Here is a 26,110-nt window from a genome sequence, read left to right on the forward strand (position 1 = left end):
ATATGCAAATCAAACAAAAATGGAGCAGCCATTTAATCAGGTTTATGGTGCTCGCTTTAAGTACCTGGTGCTTTCATCCTACGGATGCGAAAGCTCAGTTTGTGGGAAATCCACTGATTCCTAAAGAAGGGAAAGTGATCATCTATACCAATGACGCTAAAGGTGGACATCACCAGGTAGCTACGGTTGCAGATCGAAATAATATCAGTGCTGATAGGCGTCAACCGGGAATGCTGTGTACCGTAATGGATGATGGTACGGGGAAGACCAAAACTTTTCAGTTGATCTGTAAGGATCTGCCTGCGGAGTTGAATGATAATGCCAATTGGACGGCTTTTTCACCGGGTACACCGGCTGCAGGTAATAACCTGATTTATGGTGCAGCTGTACCAGATGCGACCACTGGAAAGGCTGGTGATTTTTTTATTCATACGGCAACACAAACATTATATGGTCCTAAGCAGGTTGACAATAGCTGGCCGGTATTGCTACTTCAAGGCGTACCCTCAGGCCCGGCAGGGGGCGATTTGACAGGTGCCTATCCAAATCCCTCAATTGCTGAAAAGGCGGTCACCATAGAAAAGATCAATCCGGGTACTGCAGATCAGGTGTTGATAACGGATGTGGATGGCAAGGTAGCCTGGATAGATAAATCGACCTTAGGTACAGGCGGTGGTGGTACTATTGGGAGTTTTAATGGTAACCGTCCCATCACAGGGGAGTTTTATAAGAATATAAATCCAGGCACTGATGATTTGGCAAAATGGATTGAAACTGTATTTTATCCTTCACTCGGACCTACGGCAACGCTTACGGCGACACCCTCGGGTATAGCCGAAATGGGGCCGGCAGGTAGTACATCGGTTTCCCTGGCATGGACTGCAGGAAGGGATGCTGCAACGGACGAGCTTACAGAGATTATTGTAAACGGAACCAATGTTTTTAGTAGTTCACCAGCTGCGGGGGCTTCTGTAAATGGAAGTCAAAATGCTTCGGCAACAAACAATTCGAAAACTACATTTACCATGTCGGTAAAAACGAAAGATAATAAAACAGCATCGGCCAGCGCAGCTATCGACTTTCAGTGGAAGCGTTATTGGGGATTCCTCTCCGGGGGTGAAGATGGGGTCTCTTTTGCACCAACAGACGCACAGATCCTGGCTTTGTCTGGCAAAGAGTTTGGTACCTCAGCTGCAGTATCTAACAAATCTGCAACGCCAAGTGGCCCACAGAAGCTTGTGATTGCTTATCCGGCTTCATGGGGTGGGACTAAGGTTATTGTTGGGGTAAATGATTCTACAGGTGCCTTTGAGAAGACAATAAGGTCCTTTACCAACGCAATTGGGGGCACAACTTCCTATGTGATTTATGTGCAGCGGGATAACACCGCTGCGGGATTAACTTTTAATATTCAGTAAGCATGAAGAATATCTATTCATTTTTAATAGTGATGGCACTGGCTGGTTTTAGCGCATCGGCACAGGTAAAGGTGATTGGTGCAGTAGAACCCAACGATCTTAGCGATAAATATCCCACACATAACGAGATTTATGGTAAGGGCGGTTTTCGTTCCGTAGCTGATCTCGCTGGACGTAATGGCATTACTCCGGCAAGAAGAAGTGTTGGGATGTTGGTATATGTGATTTCGGAAGAAAAACTTTACCAACTTAAAGGGGGACTGGTAGATGCGAATTGGACAGAGATTGCTTTTGGCGCTGGAAGTGGTGCTGGCACTGGCGGCGTTGTAGCCATTGAAAAAGGTGGAACGGGTGCCATTACTGCAGAAGATGCAAGAATAAATCTTGGATTGGGAACCTTAGCTATTCAGAACAAGGATGCTGTAGAGATCACCAATGGTGCGATTGATGGAACATTAATTGGTAAACTGACACCTGCAGAGGGTATGTTTACCATTCTGGATGTAAATTCAGAATTGCGTGTGACTGGAAAGGTGATGGTGTCCGGAGACATCACTGCGACAGGTGATGTGACTGCGAATTCGGATGTGCGCTTAAAGAAAAATATCGTGACCATTCCGCCAGTATCAGAAAGTTTAAGGAGACTGCATGCGGTGTCTTATGACCGTAAGGATATGAACCTGCATCAGATCGGATTCATTGCACAAAATGTTCAGGAGTATTTTCCGTCTTTGATTCGTATTGATAACGATGCTAACAAAACATTGTCGCTAAATTATCAGACCATGACGGTTCCTTTGTTAAAGGGCTGGCAAGAACATGATGAAGAGATCAGTCAGCTTAAAACTGAGGTTGAGCAATTGAAACAAGAACTTAAAGCATTAAAAGAAATGCTATTGCTTCAGGCTAAGGGCCTGAAGTAGCAGGTTGTAATAAATTGGTGATTGAAGAATTATGTGGTTTTGACTCCGAAAAGGTATCCTACTAAAGCGGTCATCAGCATAGCAGCAGTTCCCCAGAAACAAATTCTAAGGACAGCCTTTCCTCTGTGGGAGCCACCTGCTTTGGCTGCAATAAGTGCCGATAGTGCTAAAAATAGGATGGCGAAGCCATATTGGTAAATGACCATCAGCTTTATTGGTGCAAATATAGAAACCAGCAGCGGAAGCAGGCCACCTGTAATGAATGAGGCTGCGGAGGCTAGTGCAGCTTGCATTGGTTTCGCTTGGGTAATCTCATTAATGCCCAATTCATCTTTAGCGTGTGCTCCCAAAGCATCGTGGGCGGTAAGCTGGATGGCAACCTGCATGGCTAAATTCTGCTCAAGACCTCTTTTTTGATAGATTTCTGCCAATTCTTGTAATTCCAAATCAGGAGTGTCTCTCAGCTCTATCTTTTCTCTGCTTAAGTCGGCAACCTCAATATCTGATTGAGAACTCACTGAAACATATTCTCCTGCAGCCATGGATAATGCTCCTGCAACGAGACCGGCTACCGCAGCAAGGACAATAGGCTCCCGGGTGGTGCTAGCTGCTGCAATGCCTATAGCCAGACTTGTGGTAGAAAGGATGCCATCATTGGCACCCAAAACTGCTGCCCTTAGCCAGCCACTTCTATTGGTATAATGTTCTTCAACTTTCATTTTCTATATTGCCTCCGTTGATCATATCTGATACGATGCCTTTGCCTTCTTTTCTTTCAGCCAGGAGTACACCAACAATGTGTACTGCGATAAATATAAGGATCAAATACATACAAAAGCCATGAAAGTCTTTGATACTATGACTCGTTGCTTTATTAATTCCTAATTCCTCATCGAAAGCCATAAATAGTCCTGTGAGGGCCATGATGGCCAGAAGTATATAAAAAATAAGATACAATGATTTAACGGTAAGGTCATGTAGGGCTGGGGTAGACCTCTGACTTCGCGCACGATAATCCCGGTAGGCGTCTTTTAATTTGGAAAAAAAACGTTGCCGACCAGGTTGAAAAAACTCAGCAATTAACCTAAACAGGAATAGTGCGACAAGTGCATAACCAAAATAGATATGTATATCCCAAACTTTATCTTCCAGTCCATGAGCGACACTTTTAGCTTGTTGAGCAGTTACAGATACACCCGAGGTCTGTAACTGCTGCTGTACATAACTACTGTTATGCTTTACATCAAACAAGGTTGAGTTCAACAACACTGTCAATAATGATCCGATTATGATCAGTAGATTTAGCCAGTGCCATAGCCTAACAACGCCACTATGTTTTTTTATTTCGCCTGGATGGTCAATATCTGTTCTGAGCGGTTCGATGATAGCCATGTCGAGTGTGCTGGGGTTTTATTTTACTTTTAAATTTAAACTAATGATGTTAGAAACCAATCCAGTAGATCTACTATAATGACCATATCTCAGTTCCAGCATATTTAAGTGCTGCCAACCAAATACACCATGCGGTGGCGCCAGTCGGATGCCTGCACCATAAAAATCACTGTTCAAGCTGGATAGGTCATAATCGCTGCTGAAATATTCGGCAGAGGGATTATGTTGCCCATATGGAGCAAAATAACGGGTGCCAGTTTGTTTATTGTAGCGATAAAACGGACTTATTGAGATAAAGGAAGTTAATTTTACCGGCACTTCGAGTTCTGCCGTATGTGCCCTGATTCCCCAGTTATCCATAAAATACCTATAATAGGCTCGGATGATAACCTGATCAGTCGCAAAGTAATTTAACCGGGCTGCAATCGGTAATTTGTAACGTTGATCAGGAAGGGTTTCGGCCCTTAAAGAGCCATCTGTAAAGTAAACACGTTGGTACTTAGTAGCGAGTAAACCTTTTTGATAAGCAGGCTCTATGATGAACTGAGCTTGTAACTTTTGATTAATTACCTGCGAAAGCGAGAATGAGGCACTGAAAGAATTTCTTGGACTGGAGCCCTCACTTTTCGATTCACGACCATTGCCGAGGCTTGCTGCAGATCTTAGTTCAATGGGCAGAATGACTTTCCATGTATCTAAAAATGCCTGGAGTTTGAAATCAAACTGGGTATTTTTATTTTTAGATAAGCGGGTAAGGTTGAACCCTGCGCCTAAGGATTGGTAATCGTACTCTGTTGAAAAGGATCCTGTAAAGCCAAAAGCATTTCCTGTTTTTTCATTACTATGTGTCCAGTTTAAAGAAGGGTAGATACGAGTGTCAGTCATAGAAGCCGAGGAAATGGTACTCGGATCTATTTTATCAGAAGACGCGGATGTATAATGGTCTATACCCAGTTCAAACAGAAAAGTGTTTTTATTTCCTACTTTGTTTAGTTTAGACAATTGCAAGTCAATGGTGTTTGCAAAATCACTTAGTTTTTCAGTTCCGATTCCTCCGGTGACCGCCGAATTATTACCATTCTGTTGGTAATAGGCAGAAACCAGATTGATCTCATCAATCTTGAGTTTCCGACTTTCGTAATTGGTGGTGTCTGAAGGAGTCTGTTTAATCTTAATTTGTCCTTGCGCGCCTAAGACGCCAGCGAACAGCATGAGTACATGCAGATAGATTTTTCTCATGATTTCAATTAGTTACAGCCGCAACCACCACCACTTTTGCCACCATTGGCACCAGATCCACCTTCGCGGTACAGCTGGAAACTTTGCTCAAATTTTTGCACCTTTCGGGAGGATAATGCCATTTCAGCGTCGTTGAGCTTATTTTTTTGATAAGGCTTAACTGTGGCGCAGGCACCTAGCAGACTAAGAACCAGGATACTTAATCCCAGCAGTACGGATCTTTCAATGGACATTTTCATATCAGTGTTTTACATTAATATTCTTAGAAGTATATAATCTGTCCTGGTCATCTATGATGATACAGGCTACTTGTTGCAATTGGTTGATCAAATCAAGTCCCACTTGTACACCCATTACGATTACGGGGGTAGCCAGTGCATCGGCCAGCTCAGCACTTGGGCAAAGGATGCTGACACTTTTAATCCCGCTCACCGGTAAGCCGGTCTTGGGATCAATGGTATGTGAATATTTTTTGCCATTGATGGTGGCGTATTTTTCGTAATTTCCTGAAGTGGCAATTGCCATATTGCTGATGTTAAGCGCCGAGAAGGGGCGGTCACGCTGATCCGGATCGGCAATCCCAATTGTCCAGTTTTTATCATCCGCTTGGGTACCCCAGGTGATCAGGTCTCCGGCGGCATTAACAATCCCACTTTTAATTCCAAGATCTTGTAAAATCTGTTTAGCCCGATCTGCAGCATACCCTTTTCCTATGCCACCAAACCCGATGCGCATGCCTTCATGTTTTAGCATCACGGTTGAATTTTCAGTATCTATAATCACATTCTGATAATTGATGAGGCTTACCGATTGAAGTGCCGTTTCGAAATCCGGGAGCGAGGTCATGTTTACATCAAAGTTCCACAAGCTTTTATCAATAGAACCATAAGTAATGTCAAATGCTCCCTGTGTGATAGCTGATATTTTTACAGAACGCTGAATGAGCGTTATCATTTCTGTATCGACTTTTACAGGTTTTATACCAGCATGGTTATTGATCAGATTGGTTTGACTGTTATCTTTAAAGGTGCTGAGTAAAGCTTCAATTCTGCTAACCTCTGCCACGGCAGCATCAATGGCGCTCTGCCCCATATCTTCATCATCAGCAATTACCGTGAATTCAAAACGGTTCCCCATCAGTTTAAGAATTCGCTTGTAGGAGGCCCTTGTTTTCATAGCTATATTTATCTGGATTTAACTTCCTGAACAAATTTCTCAGCAGCTTCATTTGGGTATCCATCCCATGATTTTAGAATCTTACCGTTTTCGTCTACCAACAGGGTATAAGGGAATTTTCCATCCGGATTGTATTTTTCCGCAAGGGCTTCATTTTGTTTAACTTGAGCTGCCGGTAATTGGTTCTTTTTCTGTCTGGGGAAATCAGCCCTTACCAATATCAGATTTTCCTTGGCATAAGTCTCAAAGACCTCTGATTCCAAAATTTCTTTTCTTAAACGTATACAGGGACCGCACCAGTCTGATCCTGAAAAACTGATTAAAATCTGCTTGTGCGAAGTTTTAGCCTGCTGTTGTGCCTCATTGAAATTTTCATTCCAAATTAATGAAGTAGGAATGAATCCGAGGAAAAGGATTAATAATAGTTTCATCTTGTTAGCTGTAAATTCTTAATGAAGTACCTGTTAATTGTGTATGGTAAGTAGTTAAAGACCTGGAAGCAGGACCATTGGTCACCGTTCCACTCTCCGAAAAAGTGGCACCATGGTTGGCGCAGTAAAATCTGTTTGCGCTGCCCTGATAAATCAATCCATAGCTTTCATGTGTACATGATCTTTGAACCGCAATATAAGTTCCAGACATGCTGCGGGCAATGATAACTCCATTAGTGCTCAAATACCCACCATTGTTGTTTAATGATGCGTTGGCCGTTGCGGTTAGATCCAAGACAAAATCTATACCCGTTGGACCAGAGGTGTCACCCGAAGTTGAGTTTGAATTTTTTGAACATCCTACACAATTAATTAAAGCAAAAGTTGCAGCTGATAGTCCAATACTGGCTAAAAAATCTTTTCTATCCATGACCTTGTCTGATTGTTATTAGGCTAAGAACGGATTGAATTCTGAAGATATTATGAAGTTGAGTGTTAAAATAAGTTAATTCGTTTTTATACGGGAAACCCAAGCACAATAGTGGCTTAACATAAGGGGCTACTTCTCTTAAAGGATCAATAATTGCCACCTCATTACCTGATTGGATATAGTAAGCGCCTTGGGCTAAACATCCGGTATAAATCTGTTCAATAATCATATCTTTAATTTTTTATTGGCAATACAAATTTCGTTAGAAACGAGGGTACAGGACGGTGACTTTAGTCACCGAATCCTTTTATTTTAGAATTTCTTTTAGAATGATATAAATCCCCATAATCAGCACAAACCAGCCGAATCCTTTTTTAAGTTTTTCTCCGGGAAGTTTTTTGCTGATGAGGGTACCGATAAGCAAACCTATTATGGCAATAGCGGTAACACTCAGTAAAAACTTCCATTGAATAACAAAGTGACCGAGGTCTCCCGCAAATCCTATTAGTGAATTGAGTGCGATGATGAGCAGTGATGTGCCAATAGCCTTTTTCATCGGTAACTTTAATAAGAATACCAGTGCAGGAATCAGTAAAAAACCACCTCCTGCACCCAGAAGCCCAGTTACCAGTCCAATAGCAATTCCATAACCAAGTAGTTTAAAGAATTTAATGCAATCTTTGCATTCTTGCTCTTCTCCTTCAATTTGCTTCCTGGTTATCATGCTTATTGATGCCATCAGCATTAGCACTCCGAAAAATACCATAGTTGCCAATGCACTGCTTACCCGGAAGCTACCTATTGAAAATAGATGTTCAGGAATTACAGGCACAATAAATTTCCTGGTGAGAAAGACCGTTACAATCGAGGCCGCTCCAAAAAAAAATGCAGCTTTTAGGTTCACTTGACCTTTACGATAATTACTTAACGCACCGATCAAGCTGGTGGAACCTACAACGAAAAGAGAGTAGGACGTAGCTAGCAGTGGGTTAATGCCGAAAAGATAAACCAGTACCGGCATGGTCAAAATTGATCCGCCGCCTCCTATAAGGCCAAGCGATATGCCGATAAATGCGGCGGCTAAGTAGGCAATGACTTCCATATCTAATATATTTTAGACAAAGTTGGAAGTTTCAGGAATCAATGAAGGTGACTTAGGTCACCTTAAAAAATTATTTAAGATAGGAAATATAGTTTCTATGTAGGCTGAGCTCGCCTCGCTGCTCCATTTTTTTTAAAAGCCTGGAGATGACCTCCCTGGAAGAGTTTAGGTCATTAGCAATCTCGCTGTGGGTAATTTGTAGCTTTCGGGTGTTCAAATCTCTGTACTGTTTGGCCAGGTAGAATTCCAATCGTTCATCCATACTTTTAAATGAAATATTGTCGATCACAGTCAATAATTCTTCAAATCTGTTTCTATAGGTTTCCAGTACAAAATAATACCAGGTCTTGTATTCCTTCATTAAGGTATCCATCAGTGAGATAGGGATCATTAAGCCTTTGGTAGGCTCAACTGCCTTAGCCATCACTTGACTGGTTTCTTGCCGCGTAGCGCAGATCATAGACAGCGCGCAAGCATTCCCCGGTTGCAGATAATACATGAAAAATTCGTTGCCCTCATCGCCTTCACGATAAAGCTTAACCAGTCCTTCTACTATGAGAATTGTGGACCGCATATTTTGCCCCGTCTGCATTAACATTTCCCCTGCATCAAAGGTTTTTAGTGTGCCATTTTCAATTAGAACCCTTTTTAACTCTGGCTCAAAACTGGGGAATAGGGATTCTATATAACTTGCGATGCTGGGTTCTTTACTCATTTTTAACACAGGTATTTGTAGATGGCCAAATTACGAATTTGCTAAGTATACACCTAATTTGTTTGAGTTTATCGCCATTCTGTGAAAGTCGACGGTTTTAAACCATTCTTCCCTCCGTTCCGCTATTAAATTTTTGTGAGGTATTAAAGTATCGTCGATTATTTGGCAACTAATGCGATGATGAACATCATGTCATTGGATGACTATGGTCATCACAATGCTGCATTTATGTTCGGAAATTAGTGATCATGAAATGGTTGTTTAATCGATAAATAGAAAATTATGAAAAGCGATTTGGAAATTCAAAAAGATGTGAGGGATGAATTGGGATGGGAACCATCACTAAATCCGTCAGAGATTGGGGTAGCTGTAAAAGATGGAGTGGTAACACTTTCTGGTGAGGTTGATTCATATTTTAAGAAACAAAAGGCAGAAAAAGCAGTAAAAAGAGTAAAAGGGGTTAAAGCGATAGCTGAAGATATACAGATTGGAGTTTCCCCTAGTTATCAAAGGTCTGATACAGACATCGCTATTGCAGTTCTTAATGCCTTGAAATGGCATACTGCTGTTCAGGAAGATAAGATACAGATAAAGGTTGAAGATGGAATCGTTCGCTTGGATGGTGAAGTAGAGTGGGAGTATCAACGTAAAAATGCCAAACTCGCTATTGAAAATCTAAATGGTGTAATAGCCGTTATCAATTTAATTACGGTAAAACCAAAGCTTGCTTCGACTAATATCGTGCAAAAAATAAATGAAGCCTTCGAGCGAAATGCTTCCATTGATGCAAAAAGAATAAATGTAGATGTTAAAGGAAATAAGGTAATTCTAACAGGAACTGTGCGCTCATTTACTGAAAAGGAAGATGCTGAGGATGCTGCCTGGTCTGCTCCTGGAGTTTTGGATGTAGACAGTCAGCTTAGAGTAGACACATCAGAGTATGTTTTTTACGAATAATTAGCTATAAAATAATACAGTTTTATGAACCAGATTATTGAGAATATTTATCAAAGAAGGGCCGTAAGAAAATACAAAGATGTTTCCCTTGGACGCGATGTCATCGATGAATTAATTATGGCAGGCAAAATGGCGCCATCTGCAATGAACAAGCAGCCATGGAAGTTTTATGTACTTACCGACCCAGTAAAAATTAAAAAGATCTCAAAAGATATTGAAAAAATAGCTTTAAAAAAACTGAAAGAGAAAGGCATTAAAGAACTCGCTAAGTTAAGCTTGAGTTTGTTTCATCTCTCTACCATTAAGAATATTTTGGTGACAGCGGATCATGTCTTTTATGGCGCTCCGGTAGTAATTTTTATTACCCATCAGCGTGATGATGAATGGGGTATGATAGATATTGGTATGTGTGCTCAAAATATTATGCTTGCAGCTAAGGCAAAGGGATTAGACAGTTGTCCGGTTGGATTTGCAAAATTTGTAATGCAAACTGATGATTATAGCCTGCTAAAAATTCCAGATGATGAGGTTGTTGATCTTGCTGTTGTGATCGGTTATGGAGATGAAATCGCGGAGATGCCAAAAAGAACCAATAACCATGTGATATACTTATAAATAACATTATTAAACTTAAATACAAATATTATGACAACTCTAGTAAAATCGAACAACTTTCCATCCCTGCGTTCAGTAATGGAAGACTTTTTCAACACCGATGTGTTTAATAAACCTTTTACCAATACAGAACTTCTTCCTGCTGTAAATATTCGGGATGAAGAGGATCGTTACGAACTTGAAATGTCGGCCCCTGGATTTAAAAAAGGTGATTTTAAGATTACCTCTGAAGATGGCCTTTTGACCATTAGTGGAGAAACAAGCACTGAACATAAGGAAGAAAAAAAGAACTATACGAGAAAAGAATTTTCTAGCTCTTCCTTTTCAAGGAGTTTTAGTTTACCAGATAACATTGAAGATGATCATGTAAAGGCGAATTATCAGGATGGCTTATTAAAAGTTACCTTAAAAAAATCCAATAAAAGCCTTCACAATAAAAAGGAAATAAGTGTGGATTAAATATTTAGAGTAGCTCAAAATGCCATAGCATTTTGAGCTACTCTAAATCCCTATCTGATACTACACCAGGGTTACACGATAACTATAAAAATCAATAAGATGATGAATACAGGATTAACCCCAGAACTTAAAGAGGTTGTCGGCGCACTGCACTATAGACCCGCAATTTCAATCATAATGCCATTTATGGCTAAAATAAATCTGGAAACGGAATTAAAACACGCGTTTAAGATCGCTTTAGATAAAGTAGAACTCGAACTTAGCAAAAACTTTTCTGAAGAAGTTTGTCAGCTGATGATGGACAAGTTGAAGGCTATAATTGACGCCATAATTATCGAGCCTCATCAAAAGGGGGTAGCCATCTTTGTCTCGCCAGTATTCCAAAAAGTAATGTTTATGGATACTATGGTTCAGGAGAGGATTGTTATTGATGATTCATTTGAAATTCGTGACCTTATTTATAGTAAGCAGCAAAGTGACAAGTACCTGGTGCTTTTATTGAGTGGAAATCAATTTAGTATGTATCTGGGGAGCACTTCCGGACTTACTAAAATTAAATCAAATATTCCCGATTCTATTGATGCTTACACCAATGAGTGGCCCGAAAAGGTTGCTAATTTTACAGATGGAAATGATCGCAAGCAGATTGTACTCCAGAAATATTTACAACATATAGATCAAGAACTTACTCGTGTTGTTAGTGAGTATAAACTACCTGTTTTTGTATTGGGGGCTGAAAAAGTCTTAGGTTTTTTTAGAAAAACAAGTAAAAATGGGGATCGAGTTGTCGGATACATTAGCGGCAATTATGAGCATCTTAGCCTACCTAAGCTTGAAGAACTATTGAAATCTCATTTGGATTCGAGTCGTCTGGAAAAAGAAAAAGCAATATTGAAGATTCTGGATGATGCCATGGGAAAAACTAAATTGGTTACAGGTGTAAAACCAGTATGGGAAGCCGTAATGAATAATTTGGGGAATAGACTATTTGTAGAGAAGGATTTCGTTTTCTCTGCTCAACGTGGGAGTAACGAATATGTAATTGACGACTTAACAGCACCATATAATGAGTTTTCCTATATAAGAGATGCAGTGGATGACCTTATAGAAAAAGTGATCTTAAATGGTGGTCAAGTTGAATTTACGGCGCCAAATGCTTTAAAAGAATTAGATCATATTGCCCTGGTTACTTATTGAAATTATAGTTTGATGAAATAGATTTTAAGACATGAGCATGCAGTCTCTGATAAACGGTAGCAAACAATTTTTTAATGAAACAGGAAATATTGTCAAGTTTTCGAATCGTTTTTTCGTTGTTGGGACTAAGCCAGGATCTGAATTTAAAGAATTACTGGTACAATGTTACCTGATAGGCTATAAATCTCTTCCTTTAGTTGGCTTAACTGGGTTTATCATGGGCTTAGTGTTAACGATGCAGTTGAGACCTTCTCTAGTTATCTATGGCGTTGAATCACAATTGCCTGCAATGGTAGGTATAGCGATTGTAAGAGAAATTGGACCTGTGATTACCGCGTTAATATTTGCGGGGAAAATCGGAAGTAGCATCGGTGCCGAGCTGGGGTCGATGAGAGTAACCGAGCAAATAGACGCAATGGAAGTGAGTGGTATCAATCCTTATAAATATCTGGTAGCAACAAGGATTCTTTCTACTACTTTAATGCTGCCTATTCTTAGCATACTTGCTGATGCAATTTCTTTGTTTGGTGCCTATATAGGAGTAAACATCAATTCGGTGACTAGCTTTAGTTTGTTTTTTACACAGGTATTTCAAAACCTTGACTTTTATGATATACTACCAGCTGTAATCAAGACTTTTTTTTTCGGATTCGCAATCGGAGTAATTGGTTGTTACGAAGGGTTCAACTCTAAGAAAGGAACCAAAGGGGTTGGAAGAGCTGCCAATTCTGCTGTAGTATTGTCATCGGTACTGGTTTTTGTAATCGATCTTCTAGCAGTACAGTTGACCGATCTAATGGGATTTAATTAAATGACCATGAAAATGTTTGAGAAATCGGCAGATAAGTACAAAGACCGTCCTCGGGTAATTGTTGTAGAACACCTGAGCAAACAGTTTGGTGATCATGTGGTATTGGATGATTTTAACCTGAGTGTTTTTAAAGAAGAGAATGTGGTTGTTTTAGGGAAATCAGGCTCAGGAAAATCTGTATTGGTAAAATGTATTGTGAGCTTATTAAAACCAGACCTCGGAAGTATTTTTGTCCTTGGTGAAGATATTTCTACATTAAATGACGAAGAACTTGATGCGTTGAGGATGAAGCTTGGTTTTCTTTTTCAGAGCAATGCATTGTACGATTCAATGACAGTGAGAGAGAACCTTGAATTTCCATTATTAAGGTATGATAAAAGTTTGCAAAAATCTGAGATTGATGCTCGGATTTCGGAAGCTTTGGCTAACGTTGGCCTCGAACATACGCTGAACATGATGCCCGCCGAATTGTCGGGGGGGATGGCTAAGCGAATAGCACTGGCAAGGGCAATGATTTTAAAGCCTGAAATTGTTTTTTATGACGAGCCCACTGCGGGTCTTGATCCCGTTACTGCAAGAGAAATCGATGCCCTTATTCTTAAAATGAAACGTAAATACCATACTTCTTCAATTATCATATCTCATGATATGGAATGTGTAAAGCATACTTCTGATAGGGTAATATTGTTGTTGGAAGGAAAATGTTATACACAAGGGACCTATCAGGAACTTGAGCAATCGACTGATGAAAAAGTGAAACAGTTTTTTGAATCGGAAATGTGATGGCAAACCAGACAGGAAATAATATGCGATTAGGCATTTTTGCATTGGCGGGGTTAATCACCCTCATATTTGTTTTTTTTATGATTGGAAAGAACAAGACCATATTTGGTGGGAACTTTAAAATCAAAGCCCGGTTTTCCAACGCCAATGGGTTAATTAAAGGGAACAATGTACTTTATTCTGGAATTCAGGCTGGAACAGTAAAAAATGTAGAGATGATTAATGACACCACAATTGAGGTTACGATGTTAATCGATCGCAAAGTGAAATCATTTATTCAAAAAAATGCCATCGCATCTATTGTTACAGAGGGTTTAATGGGAAACAAGATTATCCAAATTTTGCCTTCAAAAGGAAAGAGCGGAAAAGTGATAGATGGAGATGTGTTAGCAACACGTAAAATGGTAAGTATTGACGAAATGTTGCAAACCCTATCAAAAACAAATGAAAGTGTAGCTGGCTTATCAGCAGGTTTGGAGAAAGCCGTCCAGCAGTTTGACGAAAGTCCTATTTGGAAATTATTAAGAGATAAAGAAACTGCCGCCGACTTAAAAACTGCTATTGATAAAATAAAGCAGACGAGTATAAATGCAAATATGTTTAGCCAGAATCTGAATACAATTGTTTCGGATACCAAAAATGGTAAGGGAGCAGCTGGAATGATACTCACTGATACTGCTTTTGCCGCGAATCTATCCGATGCTGCTATCAAAATCAAATCGGCCGGAGCCCAGATTAACGGACTAACATTTGAGCTTGATCAAATTGCTAAAGACTTGAAAAATGATATAAACGGTAAAGGATTCCTTAACTTTTTAATTAAAGACTCATTGTTCCTTAATAAGATAAATTCAAGTATGGATAATATTGAAAAGGGAACGGATGGCTTTAATCAGAATATGGAGGCTTTAAAACATAACTTTTTGTTTAGGGGTTATTTTAAAAAACTGGAAAAGGAAAAGCAATCCAATTTGAAAAAATGAGAAATTATTCTAGTTAAACCTGGGTCATTTTATTCGGTTTGATCCCAATGATCCAGGATATCTATCGTTTGTTTTGCTATCTCTTGTAAAGCTTCTTTAGTTAAAAAACCCTGATGCGGGCTAATCAGTACATTGGGATATTCCATGAGCTCTGATAAAAAAAAATCTCTAACACCATCGATTTCATGGTCTTCGAAAAATAAGCCCCTTTCAAACTCATAAACATCTAATCCTAGGTAACCTATTTTACCGCTTTTTAAGCCTGCTAATGCATCTGTAGTTTTTATAAGATCTCCACGTGCCGTATTGATGATCATTACTCCTTTTTTCATTTTTTTCAATGTTCCTTCGTTAATCATGTGTTTTGTTTCGGGAGTTAGCGAAACATGGAGCGAAATGATATCCGATTGGCTATATAGCGTATCGAGATCAACAAATTCAATATCGGTGATTTGTTTCGGATACATATCATAGCCTAACACTTTGCAGCCTAGGCCATTAAAGATAGGAACTGCAGCTGTACCAATATGCCCCAGGCCGATCAATCCAACGGTTTTTCCATAAAAATTAAAACCGGTTAAGTGATCAAGGCTAAAGTTAAATAAACGACATTGCTGGTCTGCCAGGATTAAGTGACGACTCAATGCCAATGCAAGTGCCACTGCAAGCTCGGCAATGGCCTGCGGAGAATAAGCGGGAATATTAGCGATTTTAATTCCATGGTCTAATGCGGCTTCTTTATCGATGTGATCAGTCCCAGCAGATCTTGTAAGTATGTATTTAATGCCAAGGGCAGCCAGTCTTTTTATTACAGGTGCAGTTAACTCATCATTGGTAAAAACAACCACCACATTGTTATCCTTTGCAAACTTGCTAGTCTCTGAATTTAACATATCCGGAATTAGTGTAATGTCGTGTTTTTTATCGTTTGCTTTTTCCAGTAAGTCTTTTTCGACAACCTTAGTACTATAAAAAATTGCTTTCATGGATTTGTTATATAAAGTAACATTTAGAACTGAAGTAAAATTAGACAACTCGCTGAACAGTACGAGTGACGGTCGTCACGATTGCAGTTGATTATGCCACATAAAACAGCTTATTTATTAACAAGTGTAAAATACATTGTGTCTAACATCATCTTAAAAGATGATGGTTATCATCATTTAAAAATGCGAAAGTTCCCATCTTTAAATAAGTTAATAATACCATTATGAAGTTGTTCGTAAATAAGCATTTTGAGGTTACAAAGAAATTGTATGTGGTTTTTGTAGCTTGTTTTTTGTTGACCCATTTAACTGCGTGGGCAAGTGAGTCTTCTCTGGCATATAAACTTAAAACAACCATCAAAACTGATAATGATTCAACTGTAAATAGTTTTATTAAAGAACTGTTAGCAAAGAAAGCAGAAAAACATATTTTTCATTACCCAAACTCTGTTGAGCGTTTTTATGCGCAAAGGAATTTTCAATCAGCCTGGACAAATAAAGATCGAGATTTAAAGCAGACATCAGAGGCCATGTTATTATTGGATTGCGTTTTGCAATTTGGACTTTTTCATGCAGATTACCATTCTGATGTGCTTACTTATGACAGGATGCGCAATGTTTTTGAAGAGCGCTCAAAACCTACAATCAGGCAAAAAGCTATGTTTGATATGATGCTCACCGATGCAATGATTACACTGATTAACAATCTACATTACGGTAAGTTAAATCCAATATATTCTGCCAGTAAGATCGATAAGGGGGAGATTTCAGGCTTCTGTACCGAAGAAATTTTAATGCGGGCCATGCGAAAGTCAGCCTTGAAGGATATGATCATGAATGTCCAGCCCAGATCAAAAACATACGTATTAATGCAGGAGTATATGAAACTTATAAAGGGGCAATATGTTGATGACTGTTACGAAACTCCTGAGGGAGTTGTAAGGAAGTTGGCGATTAATATGGAAAGGTTACGTTGGATTGATTCGGATGAACATCCAGCTATAAAGATTAATATTCCAGCCTATACCTTACAGTTGATAGAAGGAGACAGCACCTATAATTTTAAGATCATTGTTGGTAAGCCGGAAAATCGTACGAGGGTTTTGAAAAGCAGGGTTAATTATATTAGTTCTTTGTCTGCCCAGAATAAGCAAGGTGCTCGCATTTTCTTTAAATTCCCAAATGCCTATGGGATCCAGCTTTATGGTAGCTCCGATCAGCAAAGTTTTAAACTCAAAAACAGAGCTTTAAGCAATAAAAATATTCAGGTAGAAAAGGCGGAAAAACTGGCTTCTTTGTTGTTGAAAGGCGATCAGTCAGGACAAAAGGTGAGCGCGCTGTTACATTCCGTAAAGTCTAATCAGTCAAAGGATTTTGGATTAAGAAATCCAGTGCCTATTTGTATTTACTATCTCACATGTGAAATTTTAGATGGTCTGATTACGAATTATGAGGATGTATATAAAAATGACACTGCGCTCGAATTGGCTTATTACGGGGCGAAAAAAGTTCCGGTGCTGAAAGAAATTAAGCTAAAAAAGAATTAATCATTTAAAAATTTTACCATGAAAAAGATATTGGTACCCACTGATTTTTCATTTCCAGCTAAAAATGCTGCTTTTTATGCCATGCATCTTGCAACAACGATGCAGGCAAGTGTTAAATTATGCAATGCAATTATGGTTCCTGTTGACGTGCCAATGGCAGCACAAATTTCCTGGCCATTGGTTGAGTTTAGCACATTGGAGCATGAAGCTATCGAATCCTTAAAAAAATTGGCAAAAGGAATGGATGCTATTTTTGAAAATGAGGTAGAAGCAGAAGCTTTTCATCCTCCTATCGAATATTCAACAGGAGTGGGATCTGCACCTGATGTTATTGCCGAATTTTCAGATCATAATGATATAAGTATGGTGGTAATGGGGATGCATGGAGCTAGTGGGACTACACAATTTCTATTGGGTAGTAGTGCCAGAGCAATGGTGCAAGATGCCAAAATACCAGTTTTGCTGGTTCCCAAAGAAGCCCGTTTCAAAGGCATACATAAAATCGCTTTTGCTACAGATTTGAGTAAAAAAGATATCGAATTGATTCATGAACTGGCTGGTTTTGCACGCTTGTTTAACGCACAAATTCTTTTGGTGCATGTGAATGATGAAGGTCCAGAAGATAAGAAGGAAAATCAGAAAAAAATAGAGGCTTTTTTAAATGAAATCACCAATAAAGTTAATTACCATAAGATTTACTATGAATATGTTTGGAATATTGATATAGATAATGGTTTGGAATGGCTTGTAGAACATGGAGAGGTAAGCATGCTCGCTATGGTCCATAGGAAACATAATATATTCCACAAAATTTTTAAAGGAAGTCATACACAACGACTTAAAAATCGAATTAAATTGCCATTGCTAGTGCTTCCCGAGTTGTTAAAGACGAGAATTTAGAAATTAGAGGCTTGGCTTTAAGCATATATACCTACTGAGGCGAAATAAAACAAACACCTCAGTTATTTATCTGTTAATAGATTTAATTAATATCATGTAAAATGCTGCAGAATGCTAGGCGATTAATTGCGGTTTGTATCCTCATCACATTGATAACAGGGCCGGCATCTTATGGGCAGCAGCCCTCAGCTTTAAATATTAACGAGGTATACCAACTTGCCCGTGGTAATTATCCTTTAACAAAACAACAGCAGCTAATCGCAAAAACCTCGGAATTTACAGTGTCGAATGCAGCTAAAGGTTATTTACCTGTGCTAAGTATAAATGGACAAGCAACCTACCAATCAGCTGTAACTAATTTCCCGATTTCAATTCCCCTCCCGGGATTCACCATACCCAAATACAGCAAGGACCAATATAAAGTATATGTTGAAGGAGATCAGATAATCTATGATGGTGGATTGATCAAAAATCAGCAACAAGTGGCTAAAACAACTGAAGCTGTGCAGGAGCAGAGTTTGGAGGTTGAATTATATCAGTTGTACAGCAGGGTTAATGAATTGTTTTTTGGTATTCTGTTGATTGATGAACAATTGAAGCAAAATGGTCTTTTACTTAATGATATCCAGAACGGTATTGATAAGGCAAAAGCACTGGTGGCGAATGGAGTTGCTTACAGGAGTAGTGTCGATGAACTTGAGGCCCAGTCTCTGCAGGTGGGACAGGAGCGAATCTCTTTAATGGCTAACAAAAAGGGCTATATAGCTATGCTTGCTATTTTTATTGGTAGAGCGCTAGATTCGGGGACAACCTTTGAAAGGCCATTTATGCCAGTTTTGGCAGCCGAAATCAGACGTCCGGAACTTCTATTATATGATAACCAGAAACGCGTATATAATGATCAGCAAAAGCTTTTGAATTTGCAGCTTTTGCCAAAATTGGGTGCTTTTGCTCAGGGAGGGTATGGTAGGCCTGGATTAAATATGCTGAGTAATAATTTTGCCTGGTATTATTTAGGTGGATTGAAGCTGACCTGGAATTTTGGCAGTATTTACACCCATAAAAAACAAATGCAATTGCTAGATATTGGCCGCGAAACAATCGACCTCCAGAAAGAGAGCTTTTTACTCAATACCAGTATGGTTCAAAAGCAACAAATTGTAGGTATAGATAAATATAAAGAGTTACTGAATACAGATGACAGGATTATTGCTTTGAGGTTATCCGTAAAAAATGCAGCTAATGCCCAATTGCAGAATGGAGTGCTCAATGTACATGATTACATTACGGTACTTAATGCTGAAGATCAGGCTCGCCAAAATAAAATTTTACATGAAACTCAACTACTGCAGGCCCTATACAATTATCAGAACATTATCGGTAACGTTAAATAATAAAACTTAATCCTAGCTACTAATGAAAATTTATGTCCCCCTATGCTTCAGTTTAGTGATGCTTTTTGCAAGTTGTAATTTTCCTGAAAAATTATCCGATGCATCAGGCACATTTGAAGCTGATGAAGTAATTGTATCCTCAGAAGTTGCGGGGAAGATTGTTGAGTTGAAAATTGAAGAAGGAGATTTACTTCAAAAAGGTAGCATTGTAGGGATGATTGATTCTATCCCATTACAACTACAAAAGGCCCAAGTTGAGGCTACAATTGGTGCATTGCGTCAAAAGACAATGGATGTGAAGCCGCAGGTAAAATTGTTAAAGGATCAGTCTAAAATACTCAATACCCAATTGAACAATGCACTTCATGAGCGCGGCAGAATAGAAAACCTGATCAGAGCAGATGCAGCCACTACCAAACAGCTGGATGATATCAATTTGCAGATTAATGTTTTAAAACAGCAAATTATTGCAAATAATCAACAGATTAAAGTTCAGGAAACCGTCACAGGAACCCAAAATAATGCCATACTTAGTGAATATAAACCCTTATCTCAATCTGTAGCTCAGATTAATGATCAGTTGAAACGAACACTTATCGTTAACCCGATTCAAGGAACTGTGCTAACCAAGTATGCGATGGCCGGGGAGGTAACCTCTGCAGGAAAGGCTTTATATAGGATCGCAGATCTTTCTGTAATTACATTAAGAGCCTATATTACGGAGACGCAATTGGCACAGATTAAAATTAATCAGAAAGTAACGGTATTGGTCGACAGTACTTCCGATAGTTATAGGAAATATACAGGTGTGATCAGCATGATATCTGATAAAGCCGAATTTACGCCAAAGACGATTCAGACAAAAGATGAACGCGCCAATTTGGTCTATGCCATAAAGATCCGGGTAAAAAATAATGGCTTACTAAAAATCGGGATGTATGGAGAGGTAAAATTTAAATCGGGATCATGAAGGCGATAGTGGTTGAAGACATAGTTAAGAAATACCGGGTTGGCAAAGCCGAAGTATCGGCATTAGAGGGGATTTCATTCTCGGTAGATCATGGAGAAATTTTCGGAATCATTGGGCCCGACGGCGCAGGTAAAACTTCTTTGTTCCGGATATTAACCACAGTGCTCCTTGCGGATAGCGGATTTGCATCCGTAGATGGTTTTGATGTTGTTAAGGATTATAAAAAAATCCGTAATCAGGTAGGGTACATGCCGGGGAGATTTTCGCTTTATCCCGATTTAACTGTTCAGGAAAACCTCGAATTTTTTGCAGCGATTTTCAATACGACGATTAAAGAGAATTACGACCTGGTAAAGGAGATTTACAGTCAGATAGAGCCTTTTAAAAATCGTAGAGCAGGGCAATTGTCGGGCGGCATGAAACAGAAGCTGGCGCTAAGTTGTGCACTAATTCACAAACCATCAGTTTTATTCTTAGATGAGCCTACAACAGGGGTTGATGCGGTATCCCGTAAAGAGTTTTGGGAAATGTTGCACAGGTTGAAAGTGCAGGGGATCACCATATTGGTATCTACGGCCTATATGGACGAGGCAACACTTTGCGATAGGGTTGGTCTGATTCAGAAAGGAGTTTTATTGTCAGTGAATACACCTAAACGGGTGATTTCTGAATTTAAAGATGCCCTATGGGCCATCCGGGCAAAGGAAATGTATCCATTAATGGAAGCCATTAAAGCGGACCCCTCCGTACTGAGTTGCTACCCCTTTGGCCAGTATCATCACGTCACCTTTCACAATAAAGCAGAAAGTAAAGCACAGTTGGAAAGGATCATCAAAAATGGCAATTATACTGATGTGGAAATATTTCCAATTCAGGCAAATATTGAAGACTGTTTTATGGCCCTAATGAAAGAATGAGATGGAAACAGAAAAAGTGATTCGTGCAAAGGAGCTGACAAAGAAATTTGGCGCTTTTACAGCAGTAGACAATATCAGTTTTGAGGTGGCAAAGGGAGAGATTTTTGGCTTTCTAGGTGCAAACGGTGCGGGTAAAACAACGGCAATGCGAATGTTGTGTGGCTTGTCGCTCCCTACATCAGGTACAGCCTCAGTTGCTGGTTTCGACGTTTACAAAGAGAGTGAAGCGATAAAAAAAAACATAGGTTACATGAGCCAGAAGTTTTCACTTTATGAAGACCTTACTGTCACCGAAAATATAAGCTTCTATGCTGGTATCTATGGCCTGAATGACCGTCAAATTAAGGAAAAGACCAGTCAATTGTTAGCCCAATTACATCTTGTCGGAGAAGAGAAGAGTCTGGTGCGGTCGCTGCCATTAGGTTGGAAACAGAAGCTGGCCTTTTCGATAGCCATTGTACATGATCCCGCAATTGTTTTTTTAGATGAGCCAACTGGCGGAGTTGATCCCATTGCCAGACGTGAATTTTGGAGTATGATTTATGCGGCTTCTGCCAGGGGGATTACCATTTTTGTAACTACCCATTATATGGATGAAGCTGAGTATTGCGATCGGGTGTCCATTATGGTAGACGGGCGGATAGATGCCCTGGATTCTCCGATGAACCTGATGAAAGAATTTGAGGTAAACTCCATGGATGATGTATTTCTGCAGTTGGCGAGGAATGCACAAAGGATAGAAGGCTAAGATGAAACAGTTTCTGATTTTTGTAAAGAAAGAGTGGCTCCATATCTGGCGGGACAAAAGAACATTGTTTATATTGATCTGGATGCCTGTCATCCAAATTTTGCTGTATGGATTTGCGCTTACTAATGAAGTTAAAAACTCAAGAATTGTTATTTTTGATCAGGCGAAGGATGAGGCTTCGAGAAGTATTTCCAACGAGATTTCAGCCAGTCGTTATTTTAGTCTTTACAAAACAGTAAACTCCTACGATGAAATTGAAGCCACTTTTCGACAAGGAAAGATCAGGCTGGCCGTCGTCTTTCCCCGAGGGTTTAGAAATGATCTTTTACATACCAATCATGCACAAGTACAGTTGATCGCTGATTCTTCAGATCCCAATACAGCCAGCATGCTTAGCAATTATGCTGCAGCCATCATTAACGATTATCAGCAGTCCCTAAACGATAACCAACAGCTGCCATATACGATTAAAATTCAGGTTCGTATGCTATATAATCCGGAGTTAAAAGGAGCCTATAATTTTGTGCCGGGCGTTATGGCCCTGGTACTGATGTTGGTTTGTACCATGATGACCGCCATCGCCATCGTGAAAGAAAAGGAGATTGGAACTATGGAGGTTATCCTGGTTTCACCTTTAAAACCCTTTAGGATCATTATCGCCAAAACCGTTCCTTACCTGATGGTTTCCATGCTTAATATCATTAGTATAATGCTCATTAGCGTTTTTGCTTTAGATGTGCCTATTACAGGAAGTGTATGGCTGTTAATGGCCGAAAGTATCTTATTTACGATCACGTCCCTATCCGTAGGAATTTTGATCTCGAATACTGCTAAAACACAACAAACCGCAATGTTTACGGCCATGATGAGTCTGTTTTTGCCAACACTTTTGTTTAGCGGTTTTTTATTTCCAGTAGAGAATATGCCTATTCCACTCCAGGTGATCTCTAACGTTGTGCCTTCGCGGTGGTATTTCATTATTGTAAAAGCTGTAATGATAAAAGGGCTGGGTTTTGCAGCAATATGGAAAGAAACCCTCATTTTGGTTGGAATGACTGCTACTTTATTGGGTATTAGTATTTACAAGTTTAAAATCAGGCTATGAGAACTTTAAAGTTTTTACTTAGAAAGGAATTGTTGCAAATATTTCGTGACCCTGCAATTTTTAGAATATTATTCATCATGCCAATGGTTCAGCTTTTAATACTCCCGCTTGCGGCAGACTATGAAATTAAAAATATTAATCTGGGGGTAGTTGATCACGACCATTCAACTTATTCACGTAAGATGATAGATAAGATTACATCTTCAGGATATTTCAGGCTAAGAGATTACAGTGCAACCTATACCCAGGCCCTCCATGCAATTGAGCAAGATAAAACAGATTTGATACTTGAAATTCCCAGCCAATTTGAACGTAATCTTGTTAAGGAAAGTGAGTCTGATCTGTTGATCTCTGTAAATGCAATCAATGGGGTTAAGGCCGGTTTGGGTGCGGCTTATTTACAGGGAATCATACACGATTATAATCAGGAAATCAGGATGGAATGGATCCAAAATCTAAGGTTCAATCCGCTGCCGATTATAGACGTAACATCGACAAATTGGTACAATCCAAATATGAATTATCGCGTATTTATGGTTCCAGGCATATTGGTGATGTTGGTCACAATGATAGGATCATCATTCGCTTCGAACAATATTGTGCGCGAAAAAGAGATGGGTACGATAGAGCAGATTAATGTCAGTCCTATAAAAAAAACACAGTTCATTATTGGGAAACTAGTTCCATTTTGGATATTGGCTATTACGGTTTTGACATTAGGATTGATTCTGGCCAGGCTTGTTTATGGTATCATACCGCTTGGACACTATAGTACCATCTATTTTTTCGCCTCTATTTATCTGGTAGCGATACTAGGTTTGGGCCTCCTACTATCTACCTACGCACAAACCCAGCAACAATCCATGCTGGTTTCCTTTTTCGTTACGATGATCTTTAATCTGCTCAGTGGATTGTACACACCAATAGAAAGTATGCCTCAATGGGCACAGGTAATTACCTGGTTTAATCCCGTATCTTATTTTATTCAAGTCATGCGTATGGTGATGTTAAAAGGTAGTAGTTTGGCAGATATTGAGCATCATATTTTAGCGATGCTTGGTTTTGCCATATTTTTTAATGGATGGGCAATTCTGAACTATAGGAAAAGGTCGGGTTAGCAGCTATATTAAACTGTGTATTTAGTTTATTACAGTGTTGATTGTCATTTGTTTATGTGATTTTCGTCATGTTTGGGATGGAATATTTTTTGAAACTTTAACTTAAATAAAGAATTCGAATAATAGCACCAATTTATAATGAACAAATCGGAAATCATCTTCCTTGAAGGCCCCCATTCAAGATGGAAAGAGCTTTTTTTTGTGTTTACCATAATGAAGGAATTCATCAAGGGATTTAGGGAATTACATTTTGTTGGCCCCTGTATCACCATATTTGGTTCAGCGCGTTTTAGAGATGGACATCCTTATTATGAATTTACCAGAAAAGCTGCCGCCGAGTTTGCAAAATTGGGTTTCACGATACTAACAGGGGGTGGGCCAGGCTTAATGGAGGCCGCAAATAGAGGGGCGAAAGATGTTTATGGCCGATCCGTAGGATGTAATATACAACTCCCTCGCGAACAAGAAACGAATTCATACCTCGATAAATGGGTTTACATCCGGCACTTTTTTGTACGAAAAGTTTTGTTAGTCAAATATTCCTTTGCATTTGTGGTGATGCCTGGTGGCTATGGTACACTCGACGAATTTTTTGAGTCATTAACATTAATACAAACTAAAACGATCCATAATTTTCCAATTATAATATTTGGTAAAGCATATCATCAAGAGCTGCTTAAGCATATCGAACAAATGGAAAAGGACGGGACAATCTCAGTTTCGGATACTCAATTGTTTCTGATCACAGATGATATTAAGCAAGCTGTTGACTGGATTAAAGAAAGAAGTATTAAGCAGTATAAACTACATCCGGAACGAAAAATAGAGCCATTTAAATGGCTGTTTGAAAACCATTAAAGGATAGTTTTAACCGCTTTTAGTCATTGTGAAATTTTAAAATATTGTCATGAAAAAGATCCTAATTCCAACCGATTTCTCAGTTCCAGCCGAAAATGCGGCTAAGTACGGAGTTGAACTTGCAAAATCCCTAAAAGCTGATGTATGGCTATGTAATGCCTATAAGGTGCCTGCAGAAGCCCCGATGGCTGCCCAGGTAGTCTGGCCGTTAATGGATGCCTATACTTTAAAAGAAGAAGTAACTACTGATTTGGATAGATTAGTTAAAAAACTATCGGATCCAAATTGTTCGGTAGATGAAAGCGCTTATTGTCCCCAAATCTTCTATGAAAGTGGCGTTGGAGAGGTATGTGATGTCGTTGCTGCATTGGTTAAAGAGAAAAAGATCGATTTAGTCGTTATGGGCATCGCAGGTGCAAGCGGACTAGTTCAGTTTGTTTTGGGAAGTAATACAAAGGAAATAATTGAAAAATCAGATTTCCCAATATTATTGATCCCGTATGAAGCGAGCTACAAAAAAATACAAAAAATTGGTTTTGCTACAAACTTAGGTAATGATGATCTCGAGGCACTTCAGGCTTTGGTCCATTTTGCTGCACCTTTAGATGCTGAAATTGTTCTCATTCATATCAGCACTAAAAATGTAAACTTCACTGAAGAATTTTCTCATAAAAAAAACGAGTATCTCAATGAGGTCGTTTCAAAAATTAAATATTCCAAAATTAGATTTGAATACTTATGGTATAATGACGTTGATAATGGATTGGATTGGATGGCTTCACAAATGGATTTTGATATATTGTCAATAGCTCATAAAAGTCATCATATCCTTGCGAAAATTTTTAAAGGTAGTCATACTCAGAAACTTTCAAGACATACTAAAATCCCAATGTTGGTATTTCCGCCAAGCGAGCACATTGTTTGGCTGTAACAAAA

General features: G+C 39.2%; 29 protein-coding genes. 19 read left to right on the top strand and 10 right to left on the bottom strand.

The window, feature by feature from the left end; genetic code table 11:
- The first annotated feature begins 2 nt into the window (after positions 1-2).
- Entirely contained in the window at positions 3-1,418 is a 1,416-nt protein-coding gene (locus BLS35_RS00395; protein WP_132225904.1) for a hypothetical protein, read from the top strand.
- A gap of 2 nt (positions 1,419-1,420) precedes the next feature.
- A complete protein-coding gene (locus BLS35_RS00400) occupies positions 1,421-2,341 on the top strand; it encodes a tail fiber domain-containing protein (RefSeq protein ID WP_090776810.1) in 921 nt (306 codons plus the stop codon).
- Positions 2,342-2,370: 29 nt separating this feature from the next.
- On the opposite strand, the gene BLS35_RS00405 is transcribed toward BLS35_RS00400, so the two are convergent.
- The 9 genes from BLS35_RS00405 to BLS35_RS00450 form a co-directional block, all read right to left on the bottom strand.
- Positions 2,371-3,060: a VIT1/CCC1 transporter family protein gene (locus tag BLS35_RS00405; protein ID WP_090776811.1), complete on the bottom strand. Its 690-nt coding sequence runs from the start codon at positions 3,058-3,060 to the stop codon at positions 2,371-2,373.
- The gene (locus BLS35_RS00410; RefSeq protein WP_090776812.1) at positions 3,050-3,733 is read right to left on the bottom strand and encodes a cytochrome b/b6 domain-containing protein; all 684 of its coding nucleotides are present in this window, start codon (positions 3,731-3,733) and stop codon (positions 3,050-3,052) included. Before BLS35_RS00410 ends, BLS35_RS00405 begins: the two co-directional genes overlap by 11 nt.
- Positions 3,734-3,751: 18 nt before the next feature.
- The gene (locus BLS35_RS00415; RefSeq protein ID WP_090776813.1) at positions 3,752-4,972 is read right to left on the bottom strand and encodes a DUF3570 domain-containing protein; all 1,221 of its coding nucleotides are present in this window, start codon (positions 4,970-4,972) and stop codon (positions 3,752-3,754) included.
- 8 nt (positions 4,973-4,980) lie between these two features.
- A complete protein-coding gene (locus BLS35_RS00420; RefSeq protein ID WP_090777307.1) occupies positions 4,981-5,205 on the bottom strand; it encodes a DUF4266 domain-containing protein in 225 nt (74 codons plus the stop codon).
- A 7-nt stretch (positions 5,206-5,212) separates the two neighbouring features.
- A complete protein-coding gene (locus tag BLS35_RS00425) occupies positions 5,213-6,148 on the bottom strand; it encodes an FAD:protein FMN transferase (protein WP_254778576.1) in 936 nt (311 codons plus the stop codon).
- Positions 6,149-6,156: 8 nt separating this feature from the next.
- Positions 6,157-6,579 carry a thioredoxin family protein gene (locus tag BLS35_RS00430; RefSeq protein WP_090776814.1) on the bottom strand — a complete coding sequence of 141 codons (423 nt, stop codon included), beginning with the start codon at positions 6,577-6,579 and terminating at the stop codon, positions 6,157-6,159.
- Positions 6,580-6,583: 4 nt separating this feature from the next.
- On the bottom strand, positions 6,584-7,009 hold the full coding sequence (locus BLS35_RS00435) for a QcrA and Rieske domain-containing protein (RefSeq protein WP_090776815.1): 426 nt from the start codon (positions 7,007-7,009) through the stop codon (positions 6,584-6,586).
- A gap of 307 nt (positions 7,010-7,316) precedes the next feature.
- Positions 7,317-8,111: a sulfite exporter TauE/SafE family protein gene (locus BLS35_RS00445; protein ID WP_090776817.1), complete on the bottom strand. Its 795-nt coding sequence runs from the start codon at positions 8,109-8,111 to the stop codon at positions 7,317-7,319.
- Positions 8,112-8,181: 70 nt separating this feature from the next.
- Positions 8,182-8,826, bottom strand: a complete 645-nt coding sequence (locus tag BLS35_RS00450; protein ID WP_207909067.1) for a Crp/Fnr family transcriptional regulator — start codon at positions 8,824-8,826, stop codon at positions 8,182-8,184.
- A gap of 282 nt (positions 8,827-9,108) precedes the next feature.
- Between BLS35_RS00450 and BLS35_RS00455 the strand changes: the two genes are divergently transcribed.
- From BLS35_RS00455 to BLS35_RS00485, 7 genes are all read left to right on the top strand, one after another.
- Positions 9,109-9,783: a BON domain-containing protein gene (locus tag BLS35_RS00455; RefSeq protein WP_090776818.1), complete on the top strand. Its 675-nt coding sequence runs from the start codon at positions 9,109-9,111 to the stop codon at positions 9,781-9,783.
- Positions 9,784-9,807: 24 nt separating this feature from the next.
- On the top strand, positions 9,808-10,398 hold the full coding sequence (locus BLS35_RS00460; protein WP_090776819.1) for a nitroreductase: 591 nt from the start codon (positions 9,808-9,810) through the stop codon (positions 10,396-10,398).
- Between the two features lie 30 nt (positions 10,399-10,428).
- Entirely contained in the window at positions 10,429-10,857 is a 429-nt protein-coding gene (locus tag BLS35_RS00465) for an Hsp20/alpha crystallin family protein (protein ID WP_090776820.1), read from the top strand.
- Between the two features lie 99 nt (positions 10,858-10,956).
- Positions 10,957-12,054 (top strand): baeRF3 domain-containing protein, encoded by a 1,098-nt coding sequence (locus BLS35_RS00470; RefSeq protein WP_090776821.1) that lies wholly within the window; start codon positions 10,957-10,959, stop codon positions 12,052-12,054.
- Positions 12,055-12,091: 37 nt separating this feature from the next.
- Positions 12,092-12,865, top strand: coding sequence for an MlaE family ABC transporter permease (locus BLS35_RS00475; protein ID WP_090777314.1), 774 nt, complete (start codon positions 12,092-12,094; stop codon positions 12,863-12,865).
- 6 nt (positions 12,866-12,871) lie between these two features.
- Positions 12,872-13,648 (top strand): ABC transporter ATP-binding protein, encoded by a 777-nt coding sequence (locus tag BLS35_RS00480; protein WP_254778578.1) that lies wholly within the window; start codon positions 12,872-12,874, stop codon positions 13,646-13,648.
- Positions 13,649-13,728: 80 nt separating this feature from the next.
- Positions 13,729-14,631: an MlaD family protein gene (locus BLS35_RS00485; RefSeq protein ID WP_254778580.1), complete on the top strand. Its 903-nt coding sequence runs from the start codon at positions 13,729-13,731 to the stop codon at positions 14,629-14,631.
- A 29-nt stretch (positions 14,632-14,660) separates the two neighbouring features.
- On the opposite strand, the gene BLS35_RS00490 is transcribed toward BLS35_RS00485, so the two are convergent.
- Positions 14,661-15,617 (bottom strand): NAD(P)-dependent oxidoreductase, encoded by a 957-nt coding sequence (locus tag BLS35_RS00490; protein WP_090776824.1) that lies wholly within the window; start codon positions 15,615-15,617, stop codon positions 14,661-14,663.
- A gap of 224 nt (positions 15,618-15,841) precedes the next feature.
- On the opposite strand from BLS35_RS00490, the gene BLS35_RS00495 reads away from it, so the two are divergent.
- The 10 genes from BLS35_RS00495 (at position 15,842) to BLS35_RS00540 (ending at position 26,105) form a co-directional block, all read left to right on the top strand.
- Positions 15,842-17,164, top strand: a complete 1,323-nt coding sequence (locus BLS35_RS00495) for a L,D-transpeptidase scaffold domain-containing protein (protein WP_090776825.1) — start codon at positions 15,842-15,844, stop codon at positions 17,162-17,164.
- 18 nt (positions 17,165-17,182) lie between these two features.
- A complete protein-coding gene (locus BLS35_RS00500) occupies positions 17,183-18,064 on the top strand; it encodes a universal stress protein (RefSeq protein WP_090776826.1) in 882 nt (293 codons plus the stop codon).
- A gap of 101 nt (positions 18,065-18,165) precedes the next feature.
- Positions 18,166-19,458, top strand: a complete 1,293-nt coding sequence (locus BLS35_RS00505) for a TolC family protein (RefSeq protein ID WP_090776827.1) — start codon at positions 18,166-18,168, stop codon at positions 19,456-19,458.
- A 22-nt stretch (positions 19,459-19,480) separates the two neighbouring features.
- A complete protein-coding gene (locus tag BLS35_RS00510; protein WP_090776828.1) occupies positions 19,481-20,428 on the top strand; it encodes an HlyD family secretion protein in 948 nt (315 codons plus the stop codon).
- Entirely contained in the window at positions 20,425-21,345 is a 921-nt protein-coding gene (locus BLS35_RS00515; RefSeq protein ID WP_090776829.1) for an ABC transporter ATP-binding protein, read from the top strand. The genes BLS35_RS00510 and BLS35_RS00515 overlap by 4 nt, the downstream gene beginning before the upstream one ends.
- Position 21,346: 1 nt before the next feature.
- Entirely contained in the window at positions 21,347-22,093 is a 747-nt protein-coding gene (locus tag BLS35_RS00520) for an ABC transporter ATP-binding protein (RefSeq protein WP_090776830.1), read from the top strand.
- Position 22,094: 1 nt separating this feature from the next.
- Positions 22,095-23,198, top strand: coding sequence for an ABC transporter permease (locus BLS35_RS00525; RefSeq protein ID WP_090776831.1), 1,104 nt, complete (start codon positions 22,095-22,097; stop codon positions 23,196-23,198).
- Positions 23,195-24,316, top strand: a complete 1,122-nt coding sequence (locus BLS35_RS00530; protein WP_090776832.1) for an ABC transporter permease — start codon at positions 23,195-23,197, stop codon at positions 24,314-24,316. The genes BLS35_RS00525 and BLS35_RS00530 overlap by 4 nt, the downstream gene beginning before the upstream one ends.
- A gap of 138 nt (positions 24,317-24,454) precedes the next feature.
- Positions 24,455-25,174 (top strand): LOG family protein, encoded by a 720-nt coding sequence (locus tag BLS35_RS00535; protein ID WP_090776833.1) that lies wholly within the window; start codon positions 24,455-24,457, stop codon positions 25,172-25,174.
- Between the two features lie 49 nt (positions 25,175-25,223).
- Positions 25,224-26,105, top strand: coding sequence for a universal stress protein (locus BLS35_RS00540; RefSeq protein WP_090776834.1), 882 nt, complete (start codon positions 25,224-25,226; stop codon positions 26,103-26,105).
- The last annotated feature ends 5 nt before the right edge of the window (positions 26,106-26,110 follow it).

This window comes from Pedobacter sp. ok626 (assembly GCF_900100435.1).
GTDB lineage: Bacteria > Bacteroidota > Bacteroidia > Sphingobacteriales > Sphingobacteriaceae > Pedobacter.

Coding starts and splice junctions, on each gene's coding strand:
- BLS35_RS00395 (WP_132225904.1), top strand. CDS start 3: ATGCAAATCAAACAAAAATGGAGCAGCCATTTAATCAGGTTTATGGTG.
- BLS35_RS00400 (WP_090776810.1), top strand. CDS start 1,421: ATGAAGAATATCTATTCATTTTTAATAGTGATGGCACTGGCTGGTTTT.
- BLS35_RS00405 (WP_090776811.1), bottom strand. CDS start 3,060: ATGAAAGTTGAAGAACATTATACCAATAGAAGTGGCTGGCTAAGGGCA.
- BLS35_RS00410 (WP_090776812.1), bottom strand. CDS start 3,733: ATGGCTATCATCGAACCGCTCAGAACAGATATTGACCATCCAGGCGAA.
- BLS35_RS00415 (WP_090776813.1), bottom strand. CDS start 4,972: ATGAGAAAAATCTATCTGCATGTACTCATGCTGTTCGCTGGCGTCTTA.
- BLS35_RS00420 (WP_090777307.1), bottom strand. CDS start 5,205: ATGTCCATTGAAAGATCCGTACTGCTGGGATTAAGTATCCTGGTTCTT.
- BLS35_RS00425 (WP_254778576.1), bottom strand. CDS start 6,148: ATGAAAACAAGGGCCTCCTACAAGCGAATTCTTAAACTGATGGGGAAC.
- BLS35_RS00430 (WP_090776814.1), bottom strand. CDS start 6,579: ATGAAACTATTATTAATCCTTTTCCTCGGATTCATTCCTACTTCATTA.
- BLS35_RS00435 (WP_090776815.1), bottom strand. CDS start 7,009: ATGGATAGAAAAGATTTTTTAGCCAGTATTGGACTATCAGCTGCAACT.
- BLS35_RS00445 (WP_090776817.1), bottom strand. CDS start 8,111: ATGGAAGTCATTGCCTACTTAGCCGCCGCATTTATCGGCATATCGCTT.
- BLS35_RS00450 (WP_207909067.1), bottom strand. CDS start 8,826: ATGAGTAAAGAACCCAGCATCGCAAGTTATATAGAATCCCTATTCCCC.
- BLS35_RS00455 (WP_090776818.1), top strand. CDS start 9,109: ATGAAAAGCGATTTGGAAATTCAAAAAGATGTGAGGGATGAATTGGGA.
- BLS35_RS00460 (WP_090776819.1), top strand. CDS start 9,808: ATGAACCAGATTATTGAGAATATTTATCAAAGAAGGGCCGTAAGAAAA.
- BLS35_RS00465 (WP_090776820.1), top strand. CDS start 10,429: ATGACAACTCTAGTAAAATCGAACAACTTTCCATCCCTGCGTTCAGTA.
- BLS35_RS00470 (WP_090776821.1), top strand. CDS start 10,957: ATGATGAATACAGGATTAACCCCAGAACTTAAAGAGGTTGTCGGCGCA.
- BLS35_RS00475 (WP_090777314.1), top strand. CDS start 12,092: ATGCAGTCTCTGATAAACGGTAGCAAACAATTTTTTAATGAAACAGGA.
- BLS35_RS00480 (WP_254778578.1), top strand. CDS start 12,872: ATGAAAATGTTTGAGAAATCGGCAGATAAGTACAAAGACCGTCCTCGG.
- BLS35_RS00485 (WP_254778580.1), top strand. CDS start 13,729: ATGATTGGAAAGAACAAGACCATATTTGGTGGGAACTTTAAAATCAAA.
- BLS35_RS00490 (WP_090776824.1), bottom strand. CDS start 15,617: ATGAAAGCAATTTTTTATAGTACTAAGGTTGTCGAAAAAGACTTACTG.
- BLS35_RS00495 (WP_090776825.1), top strand. CDS start 15,842: ATGAAGTTGTTCGTAAATAAGCATTTTGAGGTTACAAAGAAATTGTAT.
- BLS35_RS00500 (WP_090776826.1), top strand. CDS start 17,183: ATGAAAAAGATATTGGTACCCACTGATTTTTCATTTCCAGCTAAAAAT.
- BLS35_RS00505 (WP_090776827.1), top strand. CDS start 18,166: ATGCTGCAGAATGCTAGGCGATTAATTGCGGTTTGTATCCTCATCACA.
- BLS35_RS00510 (WP_090776828.1), top strand. CDS start 19,481: ATGAAAATTTATGTCCCCCTATGCTTCAGTTTAGTGATGCTTTTTGCA.
- BLS35_RS00515 (WP_090776829.1), top strand. CDS start 20,425: ATGAAGGCGATAGTGGTTGAAGACATAGTTAAGAAATACCGGGTTGGC.
- BLS35_RS00520 (WP_090776830.1), top strand. CDS start 21,347: ATGGAAACAGAAAAAGTGATTCGTGCAAAGGAGCTGACAAAGAAATTT.
- BLS35_RS00525 (WP_090776831.1), top strand. CDS start 22,095: ATGAAACAGTTTCTGATTTTTGTAAAGAAAGAGTGGCTCCATATCTGG.
- BLS35_RS00530 (WP_090776832.1), top strand. CDS start 23,195: ATGAGAACTTTAAAGTTTTTACTTAGAAAGGAATTGTTGCAAATATTT.
- BLS35_RS00535 (WP_090776833.1), top strand. CDS start 24,455: ATGAACAAATCGGAAATCATCTTCCTTGAAGGCCCCCATTCAAGATGG.
- BLS35_RS00540 (WP_090776834.1), top strand. CDS start 25,224: ATGAAAAAGATCCTAATTCCAACCGATTTCTCAGTTCCAGCCGAAAAT.